Origin of the sequence: Amaricoccus sp. B4 (assembly GCF_043226085.1) — a bacterium.
In the GTDB taxonomy this organism is placed as follows: domain Bacteria; phylum Pseudomonadota; class Alphaproteobacteria; order Rhodobacterales; family Rhodobacteraceae; genus Amaricoccus.
The window spans coordinates 3,290,718-3,315,584 of record NZ_CP171225.1 but is presented as its reverse complement, the minus strand read 5'-3'; the positions used below and the strand labels follow the sequence as shown (position 1 = coordinate 3,315,584).

The window sequence follows — 24,867 nt, the reverse complement described above, 5'->3', positions numbered from 1 at the left end:
CACCGGGTCGCTTCCGCCACGCGCGGCCCTCGGCGTTCCGCACCATGGCCTAGCGCTCGGCGACGAGCTGGTAGCCAAGGCCGCGCAGGGTCTTGATCGAGACCCGGCTGCCCTCGAGCTTGCGGCGCAGCCGCGCGACATAGGTCTCCACCGCGTTCATGCCGACCTCCACCTCGTTGAAGGAGAACATCCGCTCGAAGATCCGTTCCTTCGCGATCACCCGCCCGCGGTTGGCCAGCATGATCTCGAGCAGGCTGAATTCACGGCGGGTCAGGACGACCGTGACCCCGCCGACGTCAAGCTCGCACCGGGCGGGATCGAACACGATGTCGCCGAACTCGATCAGCGCCGAGCGGTTTTCCTGGGTGCGCCGCGCCAGCGCCCGCACCCGCGCCTGCAACTCGCGCAGATCGAAGGGTTTCACGAGGTAATCGTCTGCGCCGCCGTCGAGCGCGGAGACCCGGTCGTCCACGTTTGCCCGCGCCGTCAGCACCAGCACCAGCGTGCCCTTGCCGGCCTGGCGCAGGTCCCGGAGCACCTCGGTGCCCTCGCCGTCGGGGAGCGTCACGTCGAGGATCGCGATATCGTAGTCCTGCACCGCAACCAGGTCCCGCGCCGCGGCGAGCGTGCCCGCGTGATCGACGGCATCGCCGCGCCGCGTGAAGCACGCGACGATGGCCTCGGCAACGTCTTCGGTATCCTCGAGGAGCAGTAGGCGCATTTCCAACCCTGCCTGGCCGCTCGTGCGACCCCGGTCACTTTTGTCAAACCATAGGTCAGATGGGGCCCGTCGAAAAGACTTGACCTGCGACAGGCCCATGACAGCTTTGCGCGGTACGCATGGACACATCACGGCGCCCAACGCCGGTGATCCAAACGAAAGCAACAAGATCCAGTGGAGGAACCCTTGTCCAGATTCGCACCTTTCGCCCTCGCCGCGGCGGCTGCTGCCGCCTTCGCCCTTCCCGCCGCCGCCGAGATCGACCGGCCGGAATGCATCGCGCCGGCCCAGCCCGGCGGTGGATTCGACCTCACCTGCCGCATCGCGCAGCAGGGCCTCGAGCCCTTCCTCGACCGCCAGGTTCAGGTGACCTTCATGCCCGGCGGCATCGGCGCCGTGGCCTTCAACATGTTCAACACCACGCGCACCGACGATCCCAACGCGATCGTGGCCTTCTCGACCGGCTCGCTGCTCAATCTCATCACCGGCAAGTATGGCGACTGGAGCATCGATGACGCCCGCTGGCTCGCCACCGCCGGCACCGACTACGGCGCGGTCGTCGTGCTGGCCGACAGCCCCTACAAGACCCTCGACGATCTGATGGCGGCGCTGAAGGAAGATCCCTCGAGCATCACGATCGGCGCAGGCGGCTCGGTCGGCTCGCAGGACTGGATGAAGGCGGCCCTGCTCCTGAAGACGATCGACGGCGATCCCCGCAAGATGCGCTATGTCGCCTTCGACGGCGGCGGAGAGGCGATTGCCGGCGTGCTCGGCGGCGCCATCCAGGTCTATACCGGCGATATCGGCGAGATGACGTCGCATATGGACGGCAGCCTGCGCATTCTCGGCGTCATGGCCGACGAGCGCCTCGCCCCGCCGTTCGACCAGTTCGCGACCCTCAAGGAGCAGGGCTACGACGCCGTCTGGCCGATCATGCGCGGCTTCTACATGGGCAAGGACGTCTCGGACGAGGACTACCAGGCCTGGGTCGACATCTTCGAAAAGGCCCATGGCAGCGAAGAATACCGCAAGATCCAGTCGGAGAAGGGCCTGCTGCCGCTCGACCTCTCGGGTGAGGAATTCACCGCGGCGGTGCGCGCGCAGACCCAGCAGCTGCACGATCTCGCAGTGGAAACCGGCCTCATTACCGAGTGATCCGGGTGCCGGTCGCGGGCCAGGTGCCACGCGACCGGACAGTGTTTCAGGCCGGCCGGAAACCCGAGGTCTCCGCGCCGGTCCTTTTTCTCCATGCAGCTGCCCTGCAGCCACAAGCCATGAGGTTGCCATGCCTGACCGGATCTTTGCCGCAGTGCTCCTCTTTCTTTCCCTCATCTATGCGTTCTATGCTTTCTTCGTGATCAAGGCGCCGTTTCAGTACGACCCCCTCGGGCCGGAAGCCTGGCCGCGGCTGCTCTCCGTCATCATGATCCTCTGCTCCGGCGCGCTCCTCCTGCGGCCCCTCGTGCAGAATTTCGATGTCGACGGCGCGACCTGGAAGCGGCTTGCGATCGTCCTCGCGCTGCTGGCGGGCTACGCCGTGCTCTTCGAGCCGCTCGGCTTCATCATCTCGACCGTGCTTTTCGCCACGGTGACCTCGCGCCTGCTCGGCGCCGTCTGGAAGCGCGCCGCGCTTTTCGGACTTGGCGTCGGTGTGGGCGGCTATCTCCTCTGCGCCGGTCTTCTCGACCTCAACCTCCCCGCCGGCCCGCTGCCGCGCCTCTAAGGAAAATCCCAGATGATGGAAGTACTCCATGGGCTCGGGACCGGTTTCGCGGTCGCCCTAAGCCCTCTCAACCTGCTCCTCGTGCTCGCCGGGTGCTTTGCCGGCACGCTGATCGGCGCCCTGCCCGGCATCGGGCCGATCAACGGCGTCGCGATCCTGCTGCCGATCGCCTACGGCCTCGGATTTCCGCCGGAATCGGCGCTGATCCTGCTCGCGGGCATCTATTACGGCGCCGAATACGGCGGCCGCATCTCGTCGATCCTGCTCAACGTGCCCGGTGACGCCGGCGCGGTGATGACCACGCTCGACGGCAACCCCATGGCCCGGAACGGCCAGGCGGGCAAGGCGCTCTCGCTCTCCGCCGTCGCGTCCTTCGTGGGCGGCACCATCGCCGTCGTCCTGCTCTCGCTCTTCGGCCCGATGCTCGCGCGCTTCGGCGTGAAGTTCCAGCCGTCCGACTATGTCGCGCTGATGGTCTTCGCCTTCGCCTGCCTCGCCTCGCTCGTCGGGTCGAGCCCGCTCAAGACGCTCACCGGCGCTCTCATCGGCCTCATGCTCGCGACCATCGGCGTCGATGCCAACACCGGCGTGCAGCGCTACAGCTTCGGCATTCCCGATCTGCTGGCCGGGATCGACTTCCTCGTCATCGTGATCGGCCTCTTCGGCATGGCCGAGCTCTTCCACCTCGTCGAGCAGCAGATCCGCGGCCGGCTCACCACCGTGCCGATCGACAAGAGCTTCGTCAGCTGGGCCGATATCGCGCGGACCAAGTGGACGATGCTGCGCTGCTCGCTCATCGGCTTCATCATCGGCACCCTGCCCGGCACCGGCGCCTCGGTCGCCTCGGCCGTGGCCTATGGCACCGAGAAGCGGCTGGCAGGCTCCACGGCCGGCACCTTCGGCACCGGCGACATCCGCGGCCTTGCGGCGCCCGAAGCCGCCAACAACGGCTCGGCCACCGGCGCGATGGTGCCGATGCTCACCCTCGGCATCCCCGGCTCGGGCACCACGGCGATCCTCCTCGGCGCGCTGCTGATGTTCAACGTGACACCGGGCCCGCTGATGTTCGAACAGCGCCCGGAAATCGCCTGGGGCCTGATCGCGTCGATGTATATCGGCAACATCGCGCTCCTCGTGCTGAACCTGCCGCTGGTCGGGCTCTTTGCGCGGATGCTCACCATCCCGCAGCACTACCTGACGCCGCTGATCGCCATTCTCGCCTTCATCGGGATCTACTCGATCGTCGGCAACCCGTTCGACCTCTACATGATCATCGGGCTCGGCGTCTTCGGCTGGATCCTGCGCAAGCTCGACTTCTCGCTGGCGCCGGTGATCCTCGGCTTCGTCCTCGGGGGGCTCTTCGAGAACAACCTGCGCCGGGCGCTGTCGATCTCGGGCGGCGACTGGGGCATCCTGTTCTCGACCGTCGACAGCTTGGTGCTCTACGCGCTGGCCATCGCCGTGGTCGTCATTCCGCTCTGGCTGGGCCGTCGGGCGGCCCGGCGCGCCAATGCAGCCTTCGATGCCTAAGGCTGTCCTGATGACCCCGCTCCGCACGCTGCTTGTCGGCGGTGCGGGGGCCGGGATTGCGGCCGCGGCGGGACTTCCCGCCGCGGCTCTTATCGGTTCGAGCCTCGCCGTTTCGGCCGCCGCCTGGTCGGGGCTCGGCGTCGCCGTGCCAAACCGGCTGCGCGATCTCGCCTTCGCCGGGATCGGCGTCTCGCTCGGCTCGGGCATCAAGCCGAGCATTCTCGACGACCTCACCACCTGGGCGACGAGCATTGTCCTGCTCTGCCTGTCGCTCATGGCCACGATCGCGGTGTCCGTGCTGATCCTCCGCCGCATGTTCCGCTACGACCCGGAGACCTGTCTCCTCGCCTCCAGCCCCGGCACGATGTCCTACGCCGTCGCCGTCGCTCAGGAAGGGCGCGGGGACGTCATCACCGTTCTGATCCTGCAGAGCCTCCGGTTGCTGATCCTCGCCTCGGTGCTGCCGATCGCGATCTTCGTTGCCATCGCACCGCCGGCCGCCCCCGCCCCCCTGATGATGGGCGCTGTTGCCAGCGTGATCCTGGTTCTGGCCGGCCTCGGGCTCGGCACACAGCTCGCGCGCCTCGGGTTGCCGGCGGCCTGCCTCGTCGGGGGCATGGTGCTCTCGGGCCTTGCCCATGCCCTGGGTCTGGCCTCGGGCCGGCTGCCACCCCCGGCGATCTTCCTCTGCTTCGTGATCACCGGCAGCATGATCGGCACACGGTTTTCCGGCATCTCCGGCCGCCAGATCGTCGGCCTCCTCGGCGCGGCATTCGCCTCGACGGGAACCGCGGCCCTCGTCTCCGCAGGCTTCGCCTATGCCGCCGCGCAGTTCGTTGATCTGCCGATCGGCCAGGTCTGGGTCGCCTTCGCCCCCGGCGGCGTCGAGGCCATGGCGGCCATCGGCCTCGCCCTCGGCTACGACCCGGCCTATGTCGCGGTTCACCACCTCGTCCGGATCGTGTTTCTCATCATCATGCTGCCGATGCTGCTGCGCCTCGTTGCGCGCCAGCCGGAGGATTGAGTGTTCAGATGCGTACGGTGCTGCCTGCCTGGCCACATCAGAAGCCTCGGCAGTTGCATTTGCCAGCCTCCCTACCCTCCCTAACGTGTTGGGGAGGGGCGCAACCAGCTCTGGTTCCGCTCAGGCCTTTTCGATTGCCAGCGATGGTGTATGCGCCCTCGACGTGCCGGAATAGCTACAGGACCGCAGAGTGAGAGAGGCGCGGATCAAGCTGCGAGGTGCACCAAAAGCGAATCCCGGATTACCAAGGCAAGTCGCATTATCAAGACCAAGATACACATCCGTTTGGCACCGATCCCTGCACGAGAGTGAAGGAGAGCTCTTGATGCTCCTTCCGAGACACGCGACCATCCCCTTCGGCAACGCCCCGGGTCCGGCACTTACCTGCGGCCGCTGGGGGTCGGGTTCCTGAAGATGATCTGGTGGCGCGACATGGTGATCACGCCCTCGCTGCGCAGCTTCTCAAGCGAGACCGACAGCCACTGACGCGAAGTGCCCAGCATCGTCGCGAGCTGCTCCTGGGTGATGACCCGGTCGATCAGGATACCCTCCTCCGTCGGCCTCCCATAGGTTTCGGCCATGATCTCGAGCAGGAGGGTCAGCCGTTCGGCAGCGGAGCGGGTGCCGAGCATCTGCACCAGCGCCGAATAGCATTTTCCCTTGGCGACCAGCCCGTCGATCAGCGCCAGCGCCACTTGCGGCACCCGCTCGGCAAGCCGCCGGAGAACCGTGCCGGGGAGGAACAGCACCTCGGACGGCGCCTGGGCATCGGCCGACCAGACGTGCCGGCCACGGCCGAAGATCTCGGGGCCACCCACGAAATGGCCCGAGGTCCAGTAGGCGAGGGTCATCTCGCGCCCCTGGGCGCTGACATAGAAGGTGCGCAGCAGCCCGCTCTCGATGACCCAGACCCCGCCATGCACCTCGCCCTGGGAAAAGAGGAGCTGGCCGCGCGCGAGCTTCACCACGCGCCCTTCCTCGCGCAGCTTCGCATGCTCCTCGGCACCGATGCTCTCGAGAAAGCGCGCACCCTCGTTCAGTTCTGCCATGTGCTCCGACAGAAAGAGTGCACTCGGCAACTGCGGTGCGGCCATCGACGGGCTCCGTGGTCTGGGCGGGGAGAGAGCGGCAGGCGCGCCTGTTCTCCGCGGCAAGCGCAACCGGGACTGGTGTGTCGCGGCCTTCTTCGCTGTCATACCGTCTATCGCTCCTGGTTCTCGAATGCACGCAGGCTCTGCTCGCGTATCACCGCAAGACACTGGCGCTTGGTCTCGACAAAACCGGGCTCGGTGGCCATTTCGGGACGGCGCGGGCGGGGAAGCGGCACGCGGATGTCGGAGATCACCCGACCGGGGGCCGCGCTCATCACCAGAACACGATCGGCGAGGAAGATCGCCTCGTCCACGTCATGGGTCACGAAGACCACCGTGGTGCCGAATTCCTTCCAGATCGCCAGCAGGTTTTCCTGCATCACCAGCCGGGTCTGGGCATCGAGCGCGCCGAAGGGTTCGTCCATCAGCAGCACGCTGGGATAGTTCGCGAGCGCGCGGGCGATGCCGACCCGCTGCTGCATCCCGCCCGAAAGCTCGGCCGGGTAGCGGTTCGCGTAGAGCGAAAGGCCGACGATATTGAGAAAGGTGCCCGCGGTTGCATCCGCCTCGCCGCGACTCTTGCCCGCGAGGCGCGGCCCGAGGGCAACATTCTCGCGGATCGTCTTCCAGGGCAGCAGGGAATACTGCTGGAACACCATGCCGCGGTCCGATCCGGGGCCGGTGACGGCGACGCCATCAACCCGGACCGCGCCGGTCGTCGGGCGGACGTGACCCGCGATCGCGTTGAGCAGCGAGGACTTGCCGCAGCCCGAGGGGCCGAGCAGGCAGACGAACTCGCCGGGCGGGATCGCGAGCGAGGTGCGCTCGACGGCAGTGTGCGCAGCCGGGCCCGATCCGAAGACGACGGAGACATCCTCGATGTCGATCCTGCCCTCCTCGGTGCTCCGGCGGGGGGTGCCGTGCTGCCGGAAGAGCGTGTGGGTCGTCGCGACATTCATTGCGCTTGCCTCCATCGGTTCTAGCGGGCCTTTTCGCGCCAGCGCAGCAGAGGCCGCATTGCGCGATGAACGAGATTGGTCGAAAGCGAGCCGAGCAGGCCGATCATCAGCATGCCGACCACGATGTCTGGGGTCCGCACCATCGAATAAGCATCCCAGGTGAAGTAGCCGATGCCGTACTGTCCGGAGATGATCTCGCCCGCGAGCAGGGAGAACCAGGCGACGCCCATGCCGATGGCAAGCCCGGCGGCGATGGAGGGCAGCGCGGCAGGCAGAACCACGTGCCAGAAGATGGAGAGCCCCGATCCGCCGAGCGAGCGCACGGCACGCACCAGCACTTCGGGCGTCTGCTCCGCGCCGTGCATGGCGTTGAGCACGATGGGAAACACCGCGCCAAGGAAGGTGATGTAGACGATGGAGGATTCCTCGGTCGGCCACATCAGGATCGCGAGCGGAATCCACGCGACGGCGGGGATCGGCCGCAGGATCTCCACATAGGGCATCGCCATGGCGCGGAAGAGGCGCAGGCGCCCCATGAGCAGGCCGACCGGGACACCGACCGCCGTCGCCAGGGCAAAGCTCAGCGCGACCCGCTTCACGCTCACCAGCAGGTGGGTATGGAACACCGGGTCCGTGATGTTGGCGAGAAACGCCTCATAGACCTCGAGCGGTCCGGGAACGTTCGAGAAATTGACGATATACTGCAGGTCGCGCTCGGTTGCGATCTGCCAGAAGACCACCCCGAGCAGGAGTGCCAGGCCGGCGATGGCCGCATCCCGAAGCCGGGGAAGCATGGAGGCGATGCTCTGACGGGACTTGGGTGCAGGCATTACCTGGCCGGATCCCGCGCCCGCCTGCGCCGTGGTCCGGGTGTCGGCCGGTTCCTCCGAACCTGCCTCGGTGTCGGCCGCCTCAGGCCGGATGATGGCTGCAAGGGTCACGTGGCTGAACTCCGCCAATGGGAAGACAAGGAAGGCGGACGGGCACCGGCCCGTCCACGCGCAGGATCAGCTCGAGATGCCGTCGAGGATGCTGTCATAGTCGAGGATCTGGCCGTTGCTCTCGGCCGCGAAGCTCTCGGCATCGGCGCGGTTGAGAAAGGCCGCGTAATCATCGCCCGTCTTCACGTAGAAGGCGACATTTCCGAACAGCTTCAGCCCGGAGGACTCATCGTAGACGTAGGTCGCGGCCGGCTTGAAGCCGCTGTCGCGGATCGCGGCCACAGCCTCGAAGAACTGGCCAAGCGTCTCATAGCTCGAGATCCCGTCGCGCGGATGCCAGATCTCGCTGGGCAGGCCCTCGTTATCCACGGCGGTATCGACAACGCTCCCCACGAGCACGTCATAGTCCATGCCCTTCACCTCATAGGCCGCGCGCACGAAACTCGGGTCAACCCAGCGGTCGAAGTCGAGTGGCGGCACATCGCGCTCCTTCGCGAGCAGGGCGTGGCTCTTCTTGAGTGAGGCCACCCATTCCGGCTTGAGCGAGGCCTCGAAGGTCGAGATGCCGCCATTGCTGAAATAGAGGTAGAGCACTTCCTTCTCGATGCCGGTCCATTCCGAGACCTTGATCGCGGCGTTGAGCGGATCGGCCACGACCCACTCCTGGGCCTCGAGTGTCGCGTCCATATAGGCGCTCACGATCTCGGGATACTCGTCGGCGAAGGATTTGGTCACGACCGTTCCGTGAAAGGTCGGAATGTTCGACGCGCTGCCGTCGAAGATCTTGCGGCCCGTGCCGCGGAACTCCATCACTTCCGACCAGGGGGTGAAATCGGCGTGGGCATCGATCCGGCCCGTCGCGATGTTGTTGACCCCGACCGGCGGCGACTGGTTGGCAAGCGCCACCTCGTCGAGCATGCCGCGCTCGGTCAGCACGCTCAGCACCATGCCCCAGGAGGCGCTGCCGAACGGGGTGGAGATCGTCTTTCCCTTCAGTTCGTCGAAGGAATAGACATCGGATGCGACCGGCACCACCACGCCATTGCCGGTGCCCTTGAGGTTGTAGCCGGTGATTGCGATCAGCCGGGTCTCGTCCTGTCCGCCCTGCTGGAAGGTCGCCCCATTCACGATCAGCGGGTAATCCCCCATGACGCCGAACTGAAGCCGTCCGGCGACCATCTGATTGGTGATGGGCGGGCCGGAGGTATAGTCCCGGTAGATCACCTCGTAATCGACATCGGCGTATTTTCCGGTCGTGGGCAGATGCTTTTCGAGCAGCTCGAGCTTCTCGAGGATGATGCCGCCGGGCACCGTGTTGGTAACCGTGCTCTGATGGCCGATGCCAATGGTGATCTTCTCGGCGTAGGCTGCGCCACCAGTTACGAGAGCCAGGGCGGTCAGCGCTCCGAGCGCTGTCACTCGGGCCGGATTTCTTGCTTTCGTGCCGTGGCTGAAAAGTGTCTTGATCATGCTAGGCCTCCATTCCCATAAAGACTACCAATGTAGTCGCGTATTGGAATTCCAAACATTTCTGGCCGGAGAGAAGTTGAGTCTCCTTTGGGCAAGCCCCTCACTCCATTCGAATCTGTTCTTTGTGATTATTTGAGCCCCGCCCCGCAGCGTCCAGAGCGCAGCACCCTTAATCGAATAAAAAATCGGCCATATCACCATATTGCATATATATCGTACATAATTTTCGAAATATCTGCACATAGCTATGGCAAATAGGTGCAAGCGGAGGGTTGAAATGCGGACTCAGAGGAAGTGGCCGATTCGAGTTGAAAGAAATAAGACGTCATTATCAAAGTAAATACAAATACAAATAAGGTCAGCGCGAGATCATTAATGAACTCACGCAGACCTTGATATTTATTGTGGCTATTTATCTAGGCCGACAGCCTGCCGATCGCCCAGCGTACGTTCTTGCGAACGTCGGGATCCTGATCGTCGCGATGGGCGCCAAGATAGGCGAGCCCGGCACTGTCGCCGATCTCGCCGAGCGCCGCGGCGCATTCCTTGCGCAGGTTCGAAAGCGGATGCGCCATCATCCGCCCGATGTGCTGGACCGCGGCGCGCGCGCGCAGCTTTCCGAGGCTCCTCACCGCCTTCAGACGCACTTGCCAGGCATCGTCCGAAAGCACATCGATCAGCGAAGACGTGGCTTCGGGCGATGCTGTCTTCGGCAGCGTCTCCGCTGCGACTTCCCGCACCCGCCAGTCGGGATCGCCAAGCGCTGCGATCAGTGCCGCGCAGGCATCGAGGCTTTGCGAGAAGCCGAGAGCACCAACGGCCAGAAGCCGCACCTCCGCCGAAGGGTCGTGCGTCGCGCCGATCAGGGCGGCGAGGCCCGCCTCATCCTTCAGCCAGCCAATGACACCCACCGCCTCGGCACGAACCTCGGCCGAGGCATCCTCGAGCGCAGCCGTCGCCGGCACGAGTGCTTCGGGGCGGCGCAATTCCCGGATCCCGCGGAGGGCCGATGCCCGCACGAAGGGCGTGGCGTCCGAAAGATAGGACAGAAGCGGCGCCGCGGCCTCTGCCTCCTTCAGCTCGGTGAGGCTTGCGGCGGCTGCCTGCGCAACCTCGGCATCGGAATCGGAGAGTGCACCAGCCAGTGCCGCCGAGGTCTCCGGCCCGTCATATTCCCCGAGCGCGAGCGCGGCCTGGAGGCGGACACCCGCATCCGGATCGCCGATCGCCCGCGCCAGAAGCGGAATGGCGGCGGGATCGGCGCTGTCGGCCAGTTCCATCACTGCCACACGCCGCGCGCCCGGATCGGGATCCGCGAGGTTTTCCTCGAGGTCGTCGAAATCCGCAAAATCGTCGAAGATACCGTTCACCTGGACCTCACTTCAGCAGATAGGGCAGGTTGACCTTGACCGCGCCGGTCGGGCAGTCGGCCTCGCAGGGCATGCAGTACCAGCATTCGTCATAGGCCATGTAGGCCGTCTTGCGGCCGTCCAGGGTCTCTGCAATGCGCAGCACGTCGAGCGGACAAACATCCACGCAGACGGTACAGCCCTTGTCGGCGATGCATTTCGCATCATCGACGACGACGGGCACGGCGGTAACGGTTTGTGCGAGAGGCATGGGATAACTCCTGAACGGGCCCGTTATTCCGCCGCGACGGTCTTGAGGGCATTGCTGCCCACGCGCTGGCGGTAATAGGCATCTTTTTCCGTGTCATCGATCTCGACGACGTAAGGGGCGACGGGCTGCTTGCGGAGCGTCGGCATGCCATCCCGGCCCCGGGTGAGAAGCGTGTGGCAGAACCAGTTCTCGTTGTCGCGGCCCTCGAATTCGACGCGATTGTGATAGAGGCCCCAGCGACTCTCGGTCCGGAACAGCGAAGCCGCAGCAGCCATGTCGGCACAGTCGAGGATCGAGGACGCCTCGAGCGAACGCAGCAGTTCGTGCGAATTGCGCACCAGCATGCCGCTCGAAAGATCCTCGCGGATCTCGGCGAACCGCTCCTGGGCCAGTTCCATCTTCGAGGTGACCTTCGGTGGCTGGAGGTAGTCGTTCACCATGCGGCGGGTCTTGTACTCGATCTGGTTCGGCGGAATGCCATCCTCGCGCAGGGTCGGCGCGAGCACGCGGCGGCGCTCCGCCTCGATCGCGCCCTCGTCGATGGCGGCATGATCGACATCGCGGATCCAGTCGCCGGCGTGTTCCCCGGCCACCGCGCCATTGGTGAAGGCGCCGAGCATGTAGTTGTGCGGAACGCTCGCCATGTCGCCCGCGGCATAGAGCCCGGTCACGGTGGTCCGCGCGTCCTCGTCGACGAAGACGCCGGACGCGGAATGCCCCGAGCAGAAGCCGATTTCCGAGATATGCATCTCGATCATCTTCTGGCGGTAATCGGTGCCCCGCCCGGCCTGGAACGTGCCCCGCGTCGGGCGCTCCACCTTGTGCAGGATGTCCTCGATCTCGCCGATCGTTTCGGGCGCGAGGTGGTTGAGCTTCAGGTAGACCGGGCCGTTGCCCGAAACGAGTTCATCGTAGAACTCCTGCATCATCTGGCCCGACCAGTAGTCGCATTCGATGAAACGTTCTCCCTTCGCGTTGGCGGTATAGGCGCCGAAGGGACCGGCCACGTAGGCGCAGGCCGGACCGTTGTAATCCTTGATGAGCGGGTTGATCTGGTAGCACTCGAGATTGGCGAGGCCCGCGCCGGCATGATAGGCGAGCGCGTAGCCGTCGCCGGAATTGGTCGCGTTCTCATAGGTCCCGTAGAGGTAGCCCGATGCCGGAAGGCCGAGCCGCCCCGCTGCACCGAGGCAGAGGATCACTGCCTTGGCGCGGATCACGAGGAATTCCGCCGAACGGGTGTTCACGCAGATTGCACCGGCGATCCGGCCCTCGCCGGTCAGGAGCCGGGTCGCCATGTAGCGGTTCGAGATGTTGATCCGGGCCTTGCGCAGCTGGCGGTAGAGCGCCTTCTTCACCGTCTCGCCATTCGGCATCGGCAGCACATAGGTGCCGATGTGGTGCACCTTCTTGACGTCGTATTCGCCGTTCTTGTCCTTCTGGAACCGGATGCCGAAGCGATCGAGCTCCTGGATGATGTCGTAGCAGTTCTGCGCGTAGCGATAGACGGGTGCCTGATCGACGATCCCGTCATTGGCGATGGTGATCTCCTTCACATACTGCTCGGGCGTGGCATGGCCGGGGATGACGGCATTGTTGAGCCCGTCCATTCCCATCGAGATCGCACCGGAGCGCTTCACATTCGCCTTCTCGAGCAGAACGACATTGGCGCCGGGATTGCGGGCCTTCGCCTTGAGCGCGGCCATCGGGCCTGCCGTTCCACCGCCGATGACAAGGATGTCGCAGTCGATGCGATTCATCCCGTCTCTGATTTCATCCATGGCTGGCTCCTTGCTTACTTGCTGCGATCCTGCGCGCCGACGCGGACCGGGTTCTGTCAATTAATTGACACCGGAGAGCGCGGCGGGCGTTTCGGCGATCTCCCGCAGATAGGTCCAGGGGTAGATCGCGCGGTCATGACCGTCCGAAAAATGCAGGTTCACCCCCATCGCACCGACGCAGGCCGCGTCCACGAGGCGCAGCCCCGCCGCAACCGGGACGCTTCCGCGCTCCATGCGAAGACGGACCGATGCGGCATCCCGCGCCGCCGCCCTCAGGGCCCCGGCCGGGATATCGCGGCGCAGGTCCGCCCAGGCGACGCTCAGATGCGCACCATCGGCGCTGATTTCGATTTCGGTGGGCTCCATCGGTTCTCCTTTCGCTGTGCAACCAGACTGGCCGGCACAGGTCGGGGCAAAACAGCAACTACTTGACGGACAGCCATGTCATTCGCGGGTTTTCTGCCGGCAACCAGACCCGGGAGACCCGAAATGACCTACGTCGTCACCGACAACTGCATTGCCTGCAAGTTCACGGACTGCGTGTCCGTCTGCCCTGTCGATTGCTTCTACGAAGGGGAGAACATGCTGGTGATCCATCCGGACGAATGCATCGACTGCGGCGTCTGCGAACCGGAATGCCCCGCCGACGCCATCCGTCCCGATACCGACCCGGAGATGGAGACGTGGATCGCGTTCAACGCCACCTGGGCCGAACGCTGGCCCAACATCTCGACCGTCAAGGAGCCCCTGCCCGGCGCCCTCGATATGGATGGCAAACCCGGCAAGCTCGAGAGCCATTTCTCGGCCAATCCCGCAACCTGAAGGAGACATCCATGACCCGCATGGAGGCCCTGTCGCCCGCCGCTACCAATCCCGACGCGCAGATCGTGACATCCGTGACCCACTGGAATGACACGCTCTTTTCCTTCCGTGTCACCCGACCCGCTGCGCTTCGATTCCGCTCCGGCGAATTCGTGATGATCGGCCTGCCCAATGAAACCGGAAAGCCGATCCTGCGCGCCTATTCCATCGCCTCGCCCTTCTGGGGAGACGAGCTCGAATTCTATTCGATCAAGGTGCCCGACGGCCCGCTGACCTCCCGCCTGCAGCGCATCACGCCGGGCGATCAGGTGATCGTGCGGCCCAAGCCCACGGGCACGCTGGTGCTCGATGCGCTTCTGCCCGGCAAGCGGCTCTGGATGATCTCGAGCGGCACGGGGCTCGCGCCCTTCGCGAGCCTCATGCGGGATCCGGAGACCTACGAGAAGTTCGAACGGGTGATTCTCACCCATACCTGCCGCACCGTGAGCGAGCTCTCCTACGGCGCAGCGCTCGAGGCCGGACTTCGCGACGACCCGCTGATCGGCGAGATGGCCCGCCCGAGGTTCATCCGCTACGCGACCACAACCCGCGAGCCCTCGGAGCGCAAGGGGCGCATCACCACGCTGATCGAGACCGGCCGGATCTTCGAGGACCTCGGCCTCCCGCCACTCGACCCCGCGATCGACCGGGTGATGATCTGCGGCTCGATGGGGCTCAACCTCGAGGTCAAGGCGCTGCTCGAAGCCGCGGGGCTCACCGAGGGTGCCAACAACAGGCCCGCGGAATTCGTGCTGGAGAAAGCGTTTGTTGGCTGAAGCATCTGGCTGGGCAGCCGCACGGCCTTCCCGCCTGCGCGCGCTCCTGCCGGGGGTAGGGCTTTGCGCCATCGTCGCGGCCGTTGCGGACCTGCTGGCGCGGCTCGAAGCCATGGCCTTCGGCGCTCCGGGGCTCGGCGGCGTGATGTGGGCCCTCGTGCTCGGCATCCTTCTCCGGACCATTCGTGCGCCGGACCGCGCCTGCGACGACGGCATCGCCTTCTCGGCGCGGCGATTGCTCGAAATCGCGGTGATGCTCTTCGGCGCGCTCCTGAGCACGAGCGCGCTTCTCGAGCTCGATCCGCTGCTTGCCGCAGGCATTCCGGTGGTGGTGCTCGCCACGATCGCCGCGAGCTACGGCGTGGCCCGCCTGCTGGGCGTCGCGCCCCGCCTGGCCGCACTGATCGCCGCCGGCAATGCCGTCTGCGGCAATTCCGCCATCGCCGCAGCGCGGCCCGTCACCGGCGCATCCCCTGCGGAAGCCTCGGTGGCAATCGCCCTGACGAGCGTGCCGGCGATCGCAGTGACCCTCGCCCTGCCGCTCGCCGCCGCCAGTCTCGATCTCGGGCCGGGGCATTCGGGGGCGCTCGCGGGGCTCATGGTCTATGCCATCCCCCAGGTCTTCGGAGCAGCGGCCCCCATGGGGGCCCTGAGCCTTCAGGTCGGGCTCGTCGTCAAGCTCACCCGCGTGCTCACGCTCGGACCCGCAATGATGCTGCTCGCGCTGCTCCTGCCGGATGGCCCGCGCGGTGGCCGCGCCATCCTGAGCCGCATGCTGCCCTGGTACATGCTGGGCTTCGCCGCTCTGCTGCTCGCGCGGACAATCGGACTGTTCCCGGAAATGCTTGTTCCGCCGGTCGGCGCCACCGCACACACTCTGGCCATGCTCGCGATGGCGGCGCTGGGACTTCAGACGGACCTTTCGGCGATCCGCCGCCTCGGCTTGCGCGAGCTCGGTGCCGTCGCGCTCTCCCTCACGATCCTTGCGTCTCTCTCACTCACCCTTCTCGCATTAGTCTAGGGGTTCAATCTCCACCCTTGCATCATCCAGAGTGGTCCGCCCCCCAACGCTCTCAGGGCATGTTGGCGAAGCCGTCGCGCAGGGTCTGGCTCCAGGCCTCCGACATCTGGGAGAACGTGGGATCGCCCGCCTCGATGCGCTGGTGGGTCGCGATACGGAACTCGTTGGTCGGGATGATCGCGAGATCGAGCGGCATGCCGACGGAAAGATTGGAGCGCAGGGTGGAATCCATCGACAGGAGCGCAGCCTTGCGCCCGTCCTCGAGCGAGGTCGCGGGCGTCACCACGCGGTCGAGGATCGGCTTGCCGTATTTGTGCTCCCCGATCTGGAGATAGGGCGTGTCATCGGTCGCCTCGATGAAATTGCCCTGCTGGTAGATCAGGAAGAGCCGCGGCTGGCCGCCGCGGCGCTGGCCGGCGAGGAGCATGGAAGCGCTGGCCTGCTGCTCCATCGCCTTCATCTTGCTGTTGATATCGAGGCTCACCTGATGGAGCGTCCGGCCAAAGATCTCCGCCACCTCGAGCATGCTCTCGGCCCGCAGGATCGATTCGCTGGCGCTCGCCTCGGTGTTCGCCATCCGGTGCCGGATCTTGGCGAGCACGGTCTGGGTGACGGAGAGGTTGCCCGCCGTCATCAGAACCATGGCGCGCTCGCCGGGCACCTCGAAGGTGAACATCTTGCGGTAGACGGAGACGTTGTCGATGCCCGCGTTGGTTCGGGTATCGGACAGGAGGACAAGGCCGGCATCGAGGCGCAAGCCGACACAATAAGTCATTTTCGTGGTCTCCGGCTATCGGCGCTATTGCTGCGAAGACACCATGACCGCGACGTTCATCGCTTCGGCCCCGCCTCCGCGCGATACACCACGAATCGGGGCGGCATCAACAGCGTCGCGGCCCGAGCCGAGCCGGATGTAGCGATCATCCGGGCAATTTCCGTTCGCAGCATCAAAGCCGACCCAGCCGAGCCCCTCGATGAAGATCTCGGCCCAGGCATGGCTTGCCTCGCCCTCGCTGCCCTTCTCCTCGACGAGCAAATAGCCGGTGACATAGCGCGCCGGCATCTCCGCGAGATGGGCGAGCGCGATCAGCACATGGGCATGGTCCTGGCAGACCCCCTCGCCGGCCTCGACGACCTCCGCCGCGGTGGTGTGGGCATGTGTCGTGCCCGGGCGGTAGGCGACGCTTTTCGCGACGAAATCCGCGAGGGCGTGGGCACGGGCGAGATCGCTCTTGTCCTTCAGCCCCCGGAGCGCCTTCTCGAGCAGATCTTCAAATCCGAGGCCGGGCTTGGTTGGGCCCGTCGAGCGCAGGAAGCAGCGCGGCGAGACCCGTTCGGCATGGCCACGGAGCACGCCCGAGGTGTCGGACGTCTCGACCACGCCCTCGACGAGCACCTCGACGCGCGATACCGGCCCGTCGACGGTCATTGTGGTGACAAGGTCGCCGCCGCCATCGGTGAAGGACGCACCGAAGACCGCGCCCTCCGCTGAAACGTTCCAGGATACCACCTTCTGGCCCTCGGAATTACCGGGGGTGAGCCGGTGGCTCTGCGCAACGAAGCGCATCGGCACATCGTAGTCGTAGGCAGTGGTGTGTCTCACGGTCAGGCGCATTCAGTTCACCCCGAAGAGGTAGCCGTCCGCCACGTCAAGGCTGAGGGCGGCGTTCTGGTTAATGAACCGCGAGAGGAACTCGTGAAGCCCTTCGCTGATGATGTCCTCCACACGCGCCTCGGCAAGCTCGGCCAGGAGGCCGCGCTGCCGGGCATGGGCCTTGACCGAATGGCCGTATCCGCGCGCGAGCCGCTCGAGATGGAAGCCGATCTTGTCCTGGCAATGCAGCAGCGAGCGTGGGCAGGCCTTGTTGAGGATGAGGAAGTGGGCGATCTTGCGCGGGCTGTATTCGCTGCCGTAGGTCCAGTGGAACGAGCGGAAGGCGGAGAGCGCGCGCAGGAGCGTGGTCCACTGGTAGGTGTCCACCCCGCCGCCGACCATGTCGGTCGTGGGCAGCAGCACGTAGTATTTCACGTCCAGCAGGCGCGCGGTGTTGTCGCCACGCTCGAGATAGCTGCCGATGTTGAGGAAATCGTAGCCGTCATTCTGGAGGTGTGTCGTTTCGGTCGTGCCGCGCAGGAGCGCGCTCTGACGCTTGGTCCAGTCGCAGAGCTCGGGGAGCGGCGAGGCCGAGCGGGGCCGGCGCTCGATCTCCTTGAGTTCGAGATAGGCGACGTTGAGCGCGTCCCACATGCTGGTGGTGAGCGCAGTGCGCACCGCCCGGCCGTTCTGGCGCGCCGCCTCGAGGCAGGAAATCACCGAGGAACCGTTGTCGCGATCGTAGAAGAGCCAGCTCTCAACGTCGCGCTGGCGGAACTCCTCGCCGTATTTCGCCTCGAATCCGGCCGAGGAGCCGGCCGCGGCCACGAGCGAGGCCCATTCGTTGCGGTAGCCCGAGCCCGTCGAGGGCATGAGCGCCATGCGATAACCCACCTCAAGCAGGCGGGACATGGTGTCGGCGCGCTCCATATAGCGCCCGATCCAGTAGAGACTTTCTGCTGTCCGGCTGAGCATGTCTATTCCCTCAATCCGCCAGCACCCAGGTGTCCTTGACCCCGCCGCCCTGGCTCGAGTTAACCACGAGCGAGCCTTCGCGCATCGCGACGCGGGTGAGACCGCCGGGGCTGAGGTAGACTTCCTTGCCGACGAGGCAGTAGGGGCGCAGGTCGACATGGCGGGGCGCGATGCCCTCGTCCACGAAGGTCGGACAAGCCGAAAGCGCCAGCGTGGGCTGGGCGATGAAATCCTCCGGAGCCGCCTTGATGCGCTCGGCGTAGGCTGCGACCTCTTCCTTGGTCGATTTCGGTCCGACGAGCATGCCGTAGCCGCCCGAGCCGTGCACCTCCTTGACCACGAGATCCTTGAGGTTCTCGAGGACGTATTTGCGATCCGAGAGATCTGCGCATTTCCAGGTCTGGACGTTGTTGAGGATCGGCTCCTCGCCCAGGTAGAAACGGATCATCTCCGGCACATAGATATAGACCGCCTTGTCATCGGCCACGCCCGCACCGGGGGCGGAGGCAATCGCCACCCCGCCGGACCGGTAGACGTTCATGAGGCCGGGCACGCCCAGCATCGAATCGGGCCGGAAGCAGAGCGGATCGAGGAAACTGTCGTCGATGCGGCGGTAGATCACGTCGACCCGTTTCGGGCCTTCGGTCGTGCGCATGTAGACGAAATCGCCCTGCACGAAGAGGTCCTGGCCCTCGACGATCTCGATGCCCATCTGATCGGCAAGGAAGGAGTGTTCGTAATAGGCCGAGTTGAATGCGCCCGGCGAGAGCAGGACGCTCACCGGCGTATGCTGGGCCTTGCGCGGCGCGACGGAGGCGAGCGTGCGGCGCAGGTGGTTGGGGTAGTCGTCCACCGGCAGGATCCGCACCGAGCGGAAGAGCTCGGGGAGCATCCGCATCATGATCTCGCGGTTCTCGAGCATGTAGCTCACGCCCGAAGGCGTGCGGCAGTTGTCCTCGAGGACGAAGAAGTCGCCGGGCCCGGTGCGCACGAGGTCGATGCCGACGATATGACTGTAGACATTTGCGGGCGGATCGATCCCGACGACGGCGGGCTCGTAGGCGTCGTTGCGGTAGACCAGATCGGCCGGGATGACCCCGGCACGGATGATCTCGCCGCGGTGATAGACGTCATAGAGGAAGGCGTTGAGCGCGCGGGCGCGCTGCTTCACGCCCTTCTCGAGCTTGCGCCATTCCGCCTCGGTGAAGACGCGGGGCATGATGTCGAAAGGGATGAGTCGCTCGACGTCGCCGCCCTCGCCATAGACCGCGAATGTGATGCCGATGCGCCGGAAGAGGGCTTCGGCCTCCTGTCTTTTCTGTTCGAGCACTTCGGGTGGGGTGCTCTGAACCCACTGGTTAAGCTGTTCATAGGCAGCCCGTACCTGGTTGCCGTCGAACATTTCATTGAAGGTTTTTATCGACCCGCTCCCATTTTCCAGTCCCCACTTTCTGGTCTGGATCTACTAAATTGTTTTCGCGACTGAAGCGCAAGCGTGCAAAGTAGCGTTTGCAGAGCCTGCGCCGAGTTTTCGGGCAGAAGCCTGCCATGGCCCGCGGTCTGGACCGCACCGAAATCTCCTTTACCGGCATGCGGGAGGAGAGGGGGTTGGCGTATTTCGCACAAGAAAAAGGCATGGCTCTACATTCGCGTGTTTAGCGGGCGTTTTTGGGTCATGAAATGACGAATTCCGACTTCGGAGCGGTGCCAAACGGAGGTATTTGCATCAAGGGTGGCGATGTGCTTAGCATTCGCACAGGATTTTGGCGTGGTGACCGCCTGTAATCGGGGGAAAGACATGGCAGCCGAACCCGGCGAGGGGGCATTCGTAGCCTTCGAGCATGTTCAGAAGAGCTACGACGGCGAGACGCTCGTCGTGAAAGATCTCAATCTCTCGATCGGAAAGGGCGAGTTTCTCACGATGCTCGGGCCCTCCGGTTCGGGAAAAACCACTTGCCTGATGATGCTTGCAGGCTTCGAAACGGCCACCCATGGCGAGATCCGCCTCGCGGGGCGGCCGATCAACAACATCCCGCCGCACAAGCGCGGGATCGGCATGGTGTTCCAGAACTATGCGCTTTTTCCCCACATGACGGTGGCGGAAAACCTCGCCTTCCCGCTCGAGGTGCGCAAGATGAGCCGCGCCGAGCGAGACGCCAAGGTGAAGCGTGCGCTCGACATGGTGCAGATGGGCGCCTTCGGCGGCCGCCGCCCGGCACAGCTTTCCGGCGGCCAGCAGCAGCGCATCGCGCTTGCCCGCGCCCTGGTCTTCGATCCCGCGCTCGTTCTGATGGACGAGCCGCTCGGCGCGCTCGACAAGCAGCTGCGCGAGCACATGCAGTACGAGATCAAGCATCTCCACGAGAGCCTTGGCATCACCGTGGTCTATGTGACCCACGACCAGTCCGAGGCGCTGACCATGTCGGACCGTGTGGCGGTGTTCAATGACGGGGTGATCCAGCAGCTTGCCGATCCGCCCACGCTCTACGAGCGGCCGGACAATTCCTTCGTCGCCCAGTTCATCGGCGAGAACAACAAGCTGCATGGCCGGGTCACGGCAATCGACAATGGGCGCGCGCGTGTGAAGCTCGACGATGCAGCGGGCGAGGTGAACGCGATGGCTGTGTGCTGTGGCGCGGCGGGCGAGCAGACCATGCTCTCGATCCGGCCGGAACGTGTCATCGTCGGGGCCGGGCCCGAGCAGAATGCGCTGGCGGCGCGCGTGGACGAGCTCATCTACCTCGGCGACCATATCCGCTGCCGCATGAATGTCGCCGGCCGCGACGATTTCATCGTCAAGATCCCGAACAGCAGTGCCCACGCGGCGCTGCGTGTCGGGGTCGAGACCAACGTCGGCTGGCTTACCGAGGATTGCCGCGCGCTCGACGCGGCGTGATCATGTGCCCGCACTGGCGGGACCAGGAGCGCGAGGGGACACGGACCCGAAATGACATCTAGGGAGACCATCATGAGAATGAGACTATTGCTGGGCGCGGCTGCGGTCGTTCTTGTTCCGGCAGCAGCCGGAATGGCGATCGCACAGGATATTCCGCCCTGCGAGGATTGTGCCGACAGCATGACGGTAATCTCCTGGGGGGGAGCCTACCAGACTTCCCAGCAGAAGGCCTATTCCGAGCCTTACGCCGCGGAAACCGGCACGTCCTTCACCTGGGACGAAAGCTCGAACGAGGCGGTGGCAAAGCTGCGCGCCATGTTCGAGGCCGGAAACGTGACCTGGGATCTCGTGGACGTGGAAGGCCCGGACAGCCAGCGCCTCTGCGACGAGGGGCTGGCGATGGAGGTCGATATCGACGAGATCCTCGCCCCCGCCCCCGACGGCACGCCCGCCAGCGAGGATTTCGGCGATTCCCTGATCAACGATTGCTTCATCCCGCAGATCGTCTTCTCCACCACATTTGGCTACCGCACCGACGTGGCCGCATGGAACGGCAAGGAGCCGGAGGATCTCTGCGCGGTCTTCGACCTCGAGAACTTCCCGGGCAAGCGGGCGCTCGAAAAGCGGCCGAAAAAGAACCTCGAGTGGGCGCTGCTCTGCGACGGCGTGACCAAGGACGAGCTCTATGACGTGCTTTCGACGCCCGAGGGCGTGGATCGCGCGCTCGCCAAGCTCGGCACGATCAAGGACCAGGTCGTCTGGTGGTCGGCAGGCGCCGAAACGCCGCAGCTTCTGGCCGACGGCGAAGTCGTGATGGGCTCGACCTACAACGGCCGCCTCTTCTCGGTCATCGAGGAGCAGCATCAGCCGGTGAAGATGCTCTGGGACTGGCAGGTCTTCGACTTCGACGGCTGGATCATTCCCGCCGATCTGCCCGAGGAGCGCCTGAACCGGGTGCTGAACTTCCTCTATTTCGCGACCGACACCCAGCGTCTTGCGGACCAGGCGAAGTACATCTCCTACGGCCCCGCCCGCGCCTCGTCGCAGCCGCTGGTTGGGGATCATGCCGAGCTCGGCATCCCGATGGCGCCGCACATGCCGACCAATCCGGACAACATGGGCAACTACCTCGTCAACAACATCGAGTGGTGGGCTGACCATCAGGATGACGTGGAAGCCCGCTTCCAGGTCTGGCTGACCCAGTAAGGGCGACACTCCGGCCAGCGGCCCGCCCGCGCGGCAGGCCGCCGGCCATCCGACCAGTTCAGCCGGGACCACCGTTGGACCCGGCTCCTGCCCCAGCGAAGGGAGCGCGCCGCCCGTGTCCGAAGCCAACGCACCGATGCTTGCCGCCGATGGCAGGCCGCTCAAGAAGAGTCTTCAGCGCGCCCTGAGGGCGCAGAAGCTCCGCGCGCTCCTGCTCATCGCGCCGTTGCTGCTCTTCATCCTTCTGAGTTTCCTCTTGCCGATCGGCGACATGCTGTTCCGCTCGGTCGAGAACCAGATCGTACCCGATACCCTGCCAGACACCGTGAAGGATCTGTCAGAGTGGGATTCCGAAAGCGGCAACCTGCCGGACGAGGCCACGTTCCAGGCGCTCTATTTCGATCTTTTTCTTGCCGCGGAGGCCAAGCAGCACTCTCGCCTCGGATCGCGCCTCAACTACGAGCGCCCCGGCATTTCCTCTCTCTTCCGCTCCACCGGCCGCCGCCTCGATGATCTGGGCGAGCAATATCAGGACGTCTTCGCAGGGTTCGACCCCTCCTGGGAGGATGCGGGCTTCTGGTTCCGGCTGATGTCGGCTCAGGGCGATGACGACGCAGCGCGCGACGTGCTCGGCGCCGAACGCAATCGCGTCGCCAAGCTTACGGGCATCGATACGGGCGGCGACATCGGCTTCGTGCCCTCGGCCACAATGGCCGAGCTTCTGCCGCGCACGACCCGCGAATACACCGCCTTTGCGGTCTATACCGTGAAGGACAAGAACGACGTCGTCGCCGAGGAGGAGCCTTGGGAATCGGTCTATGCCGCACTCGGGCTCGATCTCGAGGCCGCCGACCCTTCGGCGATCGCCGCCTATTCCGGGCCGGGCGCCGAGGTGCTCAAGGCTGCTGCGCTTCAGGCGGGCCAGCTTCCGGTGATCGACTACCGTCAGGCCATGATCGACATCGACGAGGGCTGGGGCCAGGAGAGCAACTGGCAGACGCTGAAGCTCTACTCCGGCGAGTATACAAACGGCTACCTGCTCAACGCCATCGACATGCAGAAGACGCCAGAGGGGCCGGAGCTCAAGCCGGAGAAGCAGCGGATCTACATCAAGCTCTTCCTCCGCACGATGGCGCTGAGCCTCGCGATCACCTTCCTCTGCTTCCTGCTCGGCTATCCGATCGCCTTCCTGCTGGCGACCCTGCCGCTCCGAACCTCGAACCTCATCATGATCCTCGTGCTGCTGCCGTTCTGGACCTCGTTGCTTGTGCGCACGGCATCCTGGAAGATTCTGCTCCAGCAACAGGGGATCATCAACGATCTGCTGGTCTGGGCCGGGATCATCTCGAATTCCGGGCGGCTGGTGATGATCAACAACGCCACTGGCACGATCATCGCGATGACGCATATCCTGCTGCCGTTCATGATCCTGCCGCTCTACTCGGTGATGAAGACGATCCCGCCCTCCTACATGCGCGCCGCCCGCTCGCTCGGCGCAACCGACTGGACGGCGTTCTGGCGCGTCTACTTCCCACAGACGGTGCCGGGGATGGGCGCGGGCGCGATCCTCGTCTTCATCCTCTCGATCGGCTACTACATCACCCCGGAACTGGTCGGCGGCACGAGCGGCATCTTCATCTCGAACCGCATCGCCTACCACATCTCGACCTCGCTCAACTGGGGCCTCGCGGCCGCACTCGCGACAATGCTGCTCGTGGTGGTGCTGGCACTCTACTGGATCTATGACAAGATCGTCGGCATCGACAACGTGAAGCTCGGTTAAGGAGGAACGCGATCATGGCTGGCCTACCCCCCTACGCCTCCACCGGACAGCGGCTCTGGTACTGGAGCTTCCGCGCGATCTGCGTCGCGATCCTGTTCTTCCTCATCGTGCCGATCCTCGTGATCATACCGCTGAGCTTCAATGCAGAGGACTTCTTCACCTTCACCAAGGGAATGCTGGCGCTCGATCCGGACGCCTATTCTCTGAAGCACTACCAGGACTTCTTCACCAATTCGGACTGGCAGCAGGCGCTCTGGAACTCGGTGCGCATCGCGCCGGTGGCGACGTTGATCGCGGTGGTGCTCGGCACCGTCGCCGCGATCGGGCTCAGCCAGCCGCATGTGCCGTTCCGCGGCGCGATCATGGCGATCCTCATCTCGCCGATGATCGTGCCGCTCATCATCTCGGCGGCCGGGATGTATTTCTTCTACTCGCGCCTCGGCATCCAGGGCACCTATCTCGGCGTGGTGCTCGCCCATGCCGCGCTCGGCATTCCCTTCGTGATCATCACGGTGACGGCGACGCTGGTGGGTTTCGACCGCAGCCTCGTGCGCGCCGCCGCCAATCTCGGCGCAAATCCGGTCCGGACCTTCTTCAAGGTGCAGATGCCGCTCATCCTGCCCGGCGTGATCTCGGGAGCGCTCTTTGCCTTCATCACCTCCTTCGACGAGGTGGTCGTGGTGCTCTTCGTGGGCTCGGCACAGCAGAAGACCCTGCCCTGGCAGATGTTCATCGGCCTCCGAGAGCAGATCTCGCCGACCATTCTTGCGGTCGCGACGATCCTGGTCGGGATCTCCGTTCTGCTGCTCACCACGCTCGAGCTGCTGCGGCGACGCTCGGAAAAGCTCCGGGGTATGTCGCCGGGATGACAGGCCCCCTCCCCCATTCCACCGCC

23 protein-coding genes and 1 pseudogene are annotated in these 24,867 nt (G+C 65.0%); 11 read left to right on the top strand and 13 right to left on the bottom strand.

Annotation, left to right across the window (positions count from 1 at the left end; genetic code table 11):
* Positions 1-49: 49 nt before the first annotated feature.
* Positions 50-721: a response regulator transcription factor gene (locus ACF66B_RS15980; protein ID WP_111430246.1), complete on the bottom strand. Its 672-nt coding sequence runs from the start codon at positions 719-721 to the stop codon at positions 50-52.
* A gap of 186 nt (positions 722-907) precedes the next feature.
* Between ACF66B_RS15980 and ACF66B_RS15975 the strand changes: the two genes are divergently transcribed.
* The 4 genes from ACF66B_RS15975 to ACF66B_RS15960 all read left to right on the top strand — a co-directional run bounded on the left by ACF66B_RS15975 (position 908) and on the right by ACF66B_RS15960 (position 4,998).
* On the top strand, positions 908-1,876 hold the full coding sequence (locus ACF66B_RS15975) for a tripartite tricarboxylate transporter substrate binding protein (protein ID WP_111430245.1): 969 nt from the start codon (positions 908-910) through the stop codon (positions 1,874-1,876).
* Between the two features lie 130 nt (positions 1,877-2,006).
* Complete coding sequence (locus ACF66B_RS15970; RefSeq protein ID WP_111430244.1) at positions 2,007-2,444, top strand: tripartite tricarboxylate transporter TctB family protein; 438 nt, start codon at positions 2,007-2,009, stop codon at positions 2,442-2,444.
* Between the two features lie 12 nt (positions 2,445-2,456).
* Positions 2,457-3,974 carry a tripartite tricarboxylate transporter permease gene (locus ACF66B_RS15965; protein ID WP_111430243.1) on the top strand — a complete coding sequence of 506 codons (1,518 nt, stop codon included), beginning with the start codon at positions 2,457-2,459 and terminating at the stop codon, positions 3,972-3,974.
* Between the two features lie 10 nt (positions 3,975-3,984).
* Entirely contained in the window at positions 3,985-4,998 is a 1,014-nt protein-coding gene (locus tag ACF66B_RS15960) for an AbrB family transcriptional regulator (protein WP_162683296.1), read from the top strand.
* Positions 4,999-5,378: 380 nt separating this feature from the next.
* Here ACF66B_RS15960 and ACF66B_RS15955 read toward each other — a convergent pair whose 3' ends face one another.
* The 8 genes from ACF66B_RS15955 to ACF66B_RS15920 form a co-directional block, all read right to left on the bottom strand.
* A complete protein-coding gene (locus ACF66B_RS15955) occupies positions 5,379-6,047 on the bottom strand; it encodes a Crp/Fnr family transcriptional regulator (protein WP_392663251.1) in 669 nt (222 codons plus the stop codon).
* Positions 6,048-6,199: 152 nt separating this feature from the next.
* Complete coding sequence (locus tag ACF66B_RS15950; protein WP_392663248.1) at positions 6,200-7,048, bottom strand: ABC transporter ATP-binding protein; 849 nt, start codon at positions 7,046-7,048, stop codon at positions 6,200-6,202.
* A 20-nt stretch (positions 7,049-7,068) separates the two neighbouring features.
* Entirely contained in the window at positions 7,069-7,989 is a 921-nt protein-coding gene (locus ACF66B_RS15945; protein WP_392663245.1) for an ABC transporter permease, read from the bottom strand.
* 66 nt (positions 7,990-8,055) lie between these two features.
* Complete coding sequence (locus ACF66B_RS15940) at positions 8,056-9,459, bottom strand: ABC transporter substrate-binding protein (RefSeq protein ID WP_111430239.1); 1,404 nt, start codon at positions 9,457-9,459, stop codon at positions 8,056-8,058.
* Positions 9,460-9,875: 416 nt separating this feature from the next.
* Positions 9,876-10,829, bottom strand: a complete 954-nt coding sequence (locus ACF66B_RS15935) for a HEAT repeat domain-containing protein (RefSeq protein ID WP_392663242.1) — start codon at positions 10,827-10,829, stop codon at positions 9,876-9,878.
* A gap of 7 nt (positions 10,830-10,836) precedes the next feature.
* Entirely contained in the window at positions 10,837-11,079 is a 243-nt protein-coding gene (locus ACF66B_RS15930; RefSeq protein ID WP_111430238.1) for a ferredoxin family protein, read from the bottom strand.
* 23 nt (positions 11,080-11,102) lie between these two features.
* Positions 11,103-12,860 carry a fumarate reductase/succinate dehydrogenase flavoprotein subunit gene (locus tag ACF66B_RS15925; protein WP_111430237.1) on the bottom strand — a complete coding sequence of 586 codons (1,758 nt, stop codon included), beginning with the start codon at positions 12,858-12,860 and terminating at the stop codon, positions 11,103-11,105.
* A 60-nt stretch (positions 12,861-12,920) separates the two neighbouring features.
* The gene (locus tag ACF66B_RS15920) at positions 12,921-13,226 is read right to left on the bottom strand and encodes a gamma-butyrobetaine hydroxylase-like domain-containing protein (protein WP_111430236.1); all 306 of its coding nucleotides are present in this window, start codon (positions 13,224-13,226) and stop codon (positions 12,921-12,923) included.
* A 123-nt stretch (positions 13,227-13,349) separates the two neighbouring features.
* On the opposite strand from ACF66B_RS15920, the gene fdxA reads away from it, so the two are divergent.
* The 3 genes from fdxA to ACF66B_RS15905 are packed head-to-tail and all read left to right on the top strand — an operon-like array spanning position 13,350 to position 15,518.
* Complete coding sequence (gene fdxA / locus ACF66B_RS15915) at positions 13,350-13,682, top strand: ferredoxin FdxA (RefSeq protein ID WP_111430235.1); 333 nt, start codon at positions 13,350-13,352, stop codon at positions 13,680-13,682.
* Positions 13,683-13,693: 11 nt separating this feature from the next.
* On the top strand, positions 13,694-14,497 hold the full coding sequence (locus tag ACF66B_RS15910) for a ferredoxin--NADP reductase (protein ID WP_392663238.1): 804 nt from the start codon (positions 13,694-13,696) through the stop codon (positions 14,495-14,497).
* Positions 14,490-15,518 carry a putative sulfate exporter family transporter gene (locus ACF66B_RS15905; protein WP_162683295.1) on the top strand — a complete coding sequence of 343 codons (1,029 nt, stop codon included), beginning with the start codon at positions 14,490-14,492 and terminating at the stop codon, positions 15,516-15,518. Before ACF66B_RS15910 ends, ACF66B_RS15905 begins: the two co-directional genes overlap by 8 nt.
* Positions 15,519-15,570: 52 nt before the next feature.
* Here ACF66B_RS15905 and ACF66B_RS15900 read toward each other — a convergent pair whose 3' ends face one another.
* Genes ACF66B_RS15900 through ACF66B_RS15885 form a run of 4 tightly spaced genes read right to left on the bottom strand, consistent with a single transcriptional unit; the run spans position 15,571 to position 19,489 of the window.
* Complete coding sequence (locus ACF66B_RS15900) at positions 15,571-16,293, bottom strand: peptidase (RefSeq protein ID WP_111430233.1); 723 nt, start codon at positions 16,291-16,293, stop codon at positions 15,571-15,573.
* 24 nt (positions 16,294-16,317) lie between these two features.
* A complete protein-coding gene (locus ACF66B_RS15895; protein ID WP_111430232.1) occupies positions 16,318-17,133 on the bottom strand; it encodes a transglutaminase family protein in 816 nt (271 codons plus the stop codon).
* Positions 17,134-18,087: an alpha-E domain-containing protein gene (locus ACF66B_RS15890; protein ID WP_111430231.1), complete on the bottom strand. Its 954-nt coding sequence runs from the start codon at positions 18,085-18,087 to the stop codon at positions 17,134-17,136. It lies immediately after the preceding gene.
* A 10-nt stretch (positions 18,088-18,097) separates the two neighbouring features.
* Entirely contained in the window at positions 18,098-19,489 is a 1,392-nt protein-coding gene (locus tag ACF66B_RS15885; RefSeq protein ID WP_111430230.1) for a circularly permuted type 2 ATP-grasp protein, read from the bottom strand.
* A 396-nt stretch (positions 19,490-19,885) separates the two neighbouring features.
* Here ACF66B_RS15885 and ACF66B_RS15880 point away from each other — a divergent pair, with 396 nt between their 5' ends.
* The 4 genes and pseudogenes from ACF66B_RS15880 to ACF66B_RS15865 form a co-directional block, all read left to right on the top strand.
* Positions 19,886-20,983: an ABC transporter ATP-binding protein gene (locus ACF66B_RS15880; protein ID WP_111430229.1), complete on the top strand. Its 1,098-nt coding sequence runs from the start codon at positions 19,886-19,888 to the stop codon at positions 20,981-20,983.
* A 72-nt stretch (positions 20,984-21,055) separates the two neighbouring features.
* The gene (locus ACF66B_RS15875) at positions 21,056-22,189 is read left to right on the top strand and encodes an extracellular solute-binding protein (protein ID WP_392663233.1); all 1,134 of its coding nucleotides are present in this window, start codon (positions 21,056-21,058) and stop codon (positions 22,187-22,189) included.
* Between the two features lie 136 nt (positions 22,190-22,325).
* Positions 22,326-23,972 carry an ABC transporter permease gene (locus ACF66B_RS15870; protein WP_111430276.1) on the top strand — a complete coding sequence of 549 codons (1,647 nt, stop codon included), beginning with the start codon at positions 22,326-22,328 and terminating at the stop codon, positions 23,970-23,972.
* 23 nt (positions 23,973-23,995) lie between these two features.
* Positions 23,996-24,841 (top strand): annotated as a pseudogene (locus ACF66B_RS15865) (ABC transporter permease); the annotation flags it as partial.
* Positions 24,842-24,867 lie beyond the last annotated feature (26 nt).

What these genes read in the sequence shown, in the direction of transcription:
- ACF66B_RS15920 (WP_111430236.1), bottom strand. Translation starts at nt 13,226, where the DNA reads ATGGAGCCCACCGAAATCGAAATCAGCGCCGATGGTGCGCATCTGAGC.
- ACF66B_RS15900 (WP_111430233.1), bottom strand. Translation starts at nt 16,293, where the DNA reads ATGACTTATTGTGTCGGCTTGCGCCTCGATGCCGGCCTTGTCCTCCTG.
- ACF66B_RS15880 (WP_111430229.1), top strand. Translation starts at nt 19,886, where the DNA reads ATGGCAGCCGAACCCGGCGAGGGGGCATTCGTAGCCTTCGAGCATGTT.
- ACF66B_RS15965 (WP_111430243.1), top strand. Translation starts at nt 2,457, where the DNA reads ATGATGGAAGTACTCCATGGGCTCGGGACCGGTTTCGCGGTCGCCCTA.
- fdxA (WP_111430235.1), top strand. Translation starts at nt 13,350, where the DNA reads ATGACCTACGTCGTCACCGACAACTGCATTGCCTGCAAGTTCACGGAC.
- ACF66B_RS15940 (WP_111430239.1), bottom strand. Translation starts at nt 9,459, where the DNA reads ATGATCAAGACACTTTTCAGCCACGGCACGAAAGCAAGAAATCCGGCC.
- ACF66B_RS15895 (WP_111430232.1), bottom strand. Translation starts at nt 17,133, where the DNA reads ATGCGCCTGACCGTGAGACACACCACTGCCTACGACTACGATGTGCCG.
- ACF66B_RS15980 (WP_111430246.1), bottom strand. Translation starts at nt 721, where the DNA reads ATGCGCCTACTGCTCCTCGAGGATACCGAAGACGTTGCCGAGGCCATC.
- ACF66B_RS15870 (WP_111430276.1), top strand. Translation starts at nt 22,326, where the DNA reads ATGCTTGCCGCCGATGGCAGGCCGCTCAAGAAGAGTCTTCAGCGCGCC.
- ACF66B_RS15930 (WP_111430238.1), bottom strand. Translation starts at nt 11,079, where the DNA reads ATGCCTCTCGCACAAACCGTTACCGCCGTGCCCGTCGTCGTCGATGAT.
- ACF66B_RS15955 (WP_392663251.1), bottom strand. Translation starts at nt 6,047, where the DNA reads ATGGCAGAACTGAACGAGGGTGCGCGCTTTCTCGAGAGCATCGGTGCC.
- ACF66B_RS15910 (WP_392663238.1), top strand. Translation starts at nt 13,694, where the DNA reads ATGACCCGCATGGAGGCCCTGTCGCCCGCCGCTACCAATCCCGACGCG.
- ACF66B_RS15875 (WP_392663233.1), top strand. Translation starts at nt 21,056, where the DNA reads ATGAGAATGAGACTATTGCTGGGCGCGGCTGCGGTCGTTCTTGTTCCG.
- ACF66B_RS15885 (WP_111430230.1), bottom strand. Translation starts at nt 19,489, where the DNA reads ATGTTCGACGGCAACCAGGTACGGGCTGCCTATGAACAGCTTAACCAG.
- ACF66B_RS15950 (WP_392663248.1), bottom strand. Translation starts at nt 7,048, where the DNA reads ATGAATGTCGCGACGACCCACACGCTCTTCCGGCAGCACGGCACCCCC.
- ACF66B_RS15890 (WP_111430231.1), bottom strand. Translation starts at nt 18,087, where the DNA reads ATGCTCAGCCGGACAGCAGAAAGTCTCTACTGGATCGGGCGCTATATG.
- ACF66B_RS15970 (WP_111430244.1), top strand. Translation starts at nt 2,007, where the DNA reads ATGCCTGACCGGATCTTTGCCGCAGTGCTCCTCTTTCTTTCCCTCATC.
- ACF66B_RS15925 (WP_111430237.1), bottom strand. Translation starts at nt 12,860, where the DNA reads ATGGATGAAATCAGAGACGGGATGAATCGCATCGACTGCGACATCCTT.
- ACF66B_RS15960 (WP_162683296.1), top strand. Translation starts at nt 3,985, where the DNA reads ATGACCCCGCTCCGCACGCTGCTTGTCGGCGGTGCGGGGGCCGGGATT.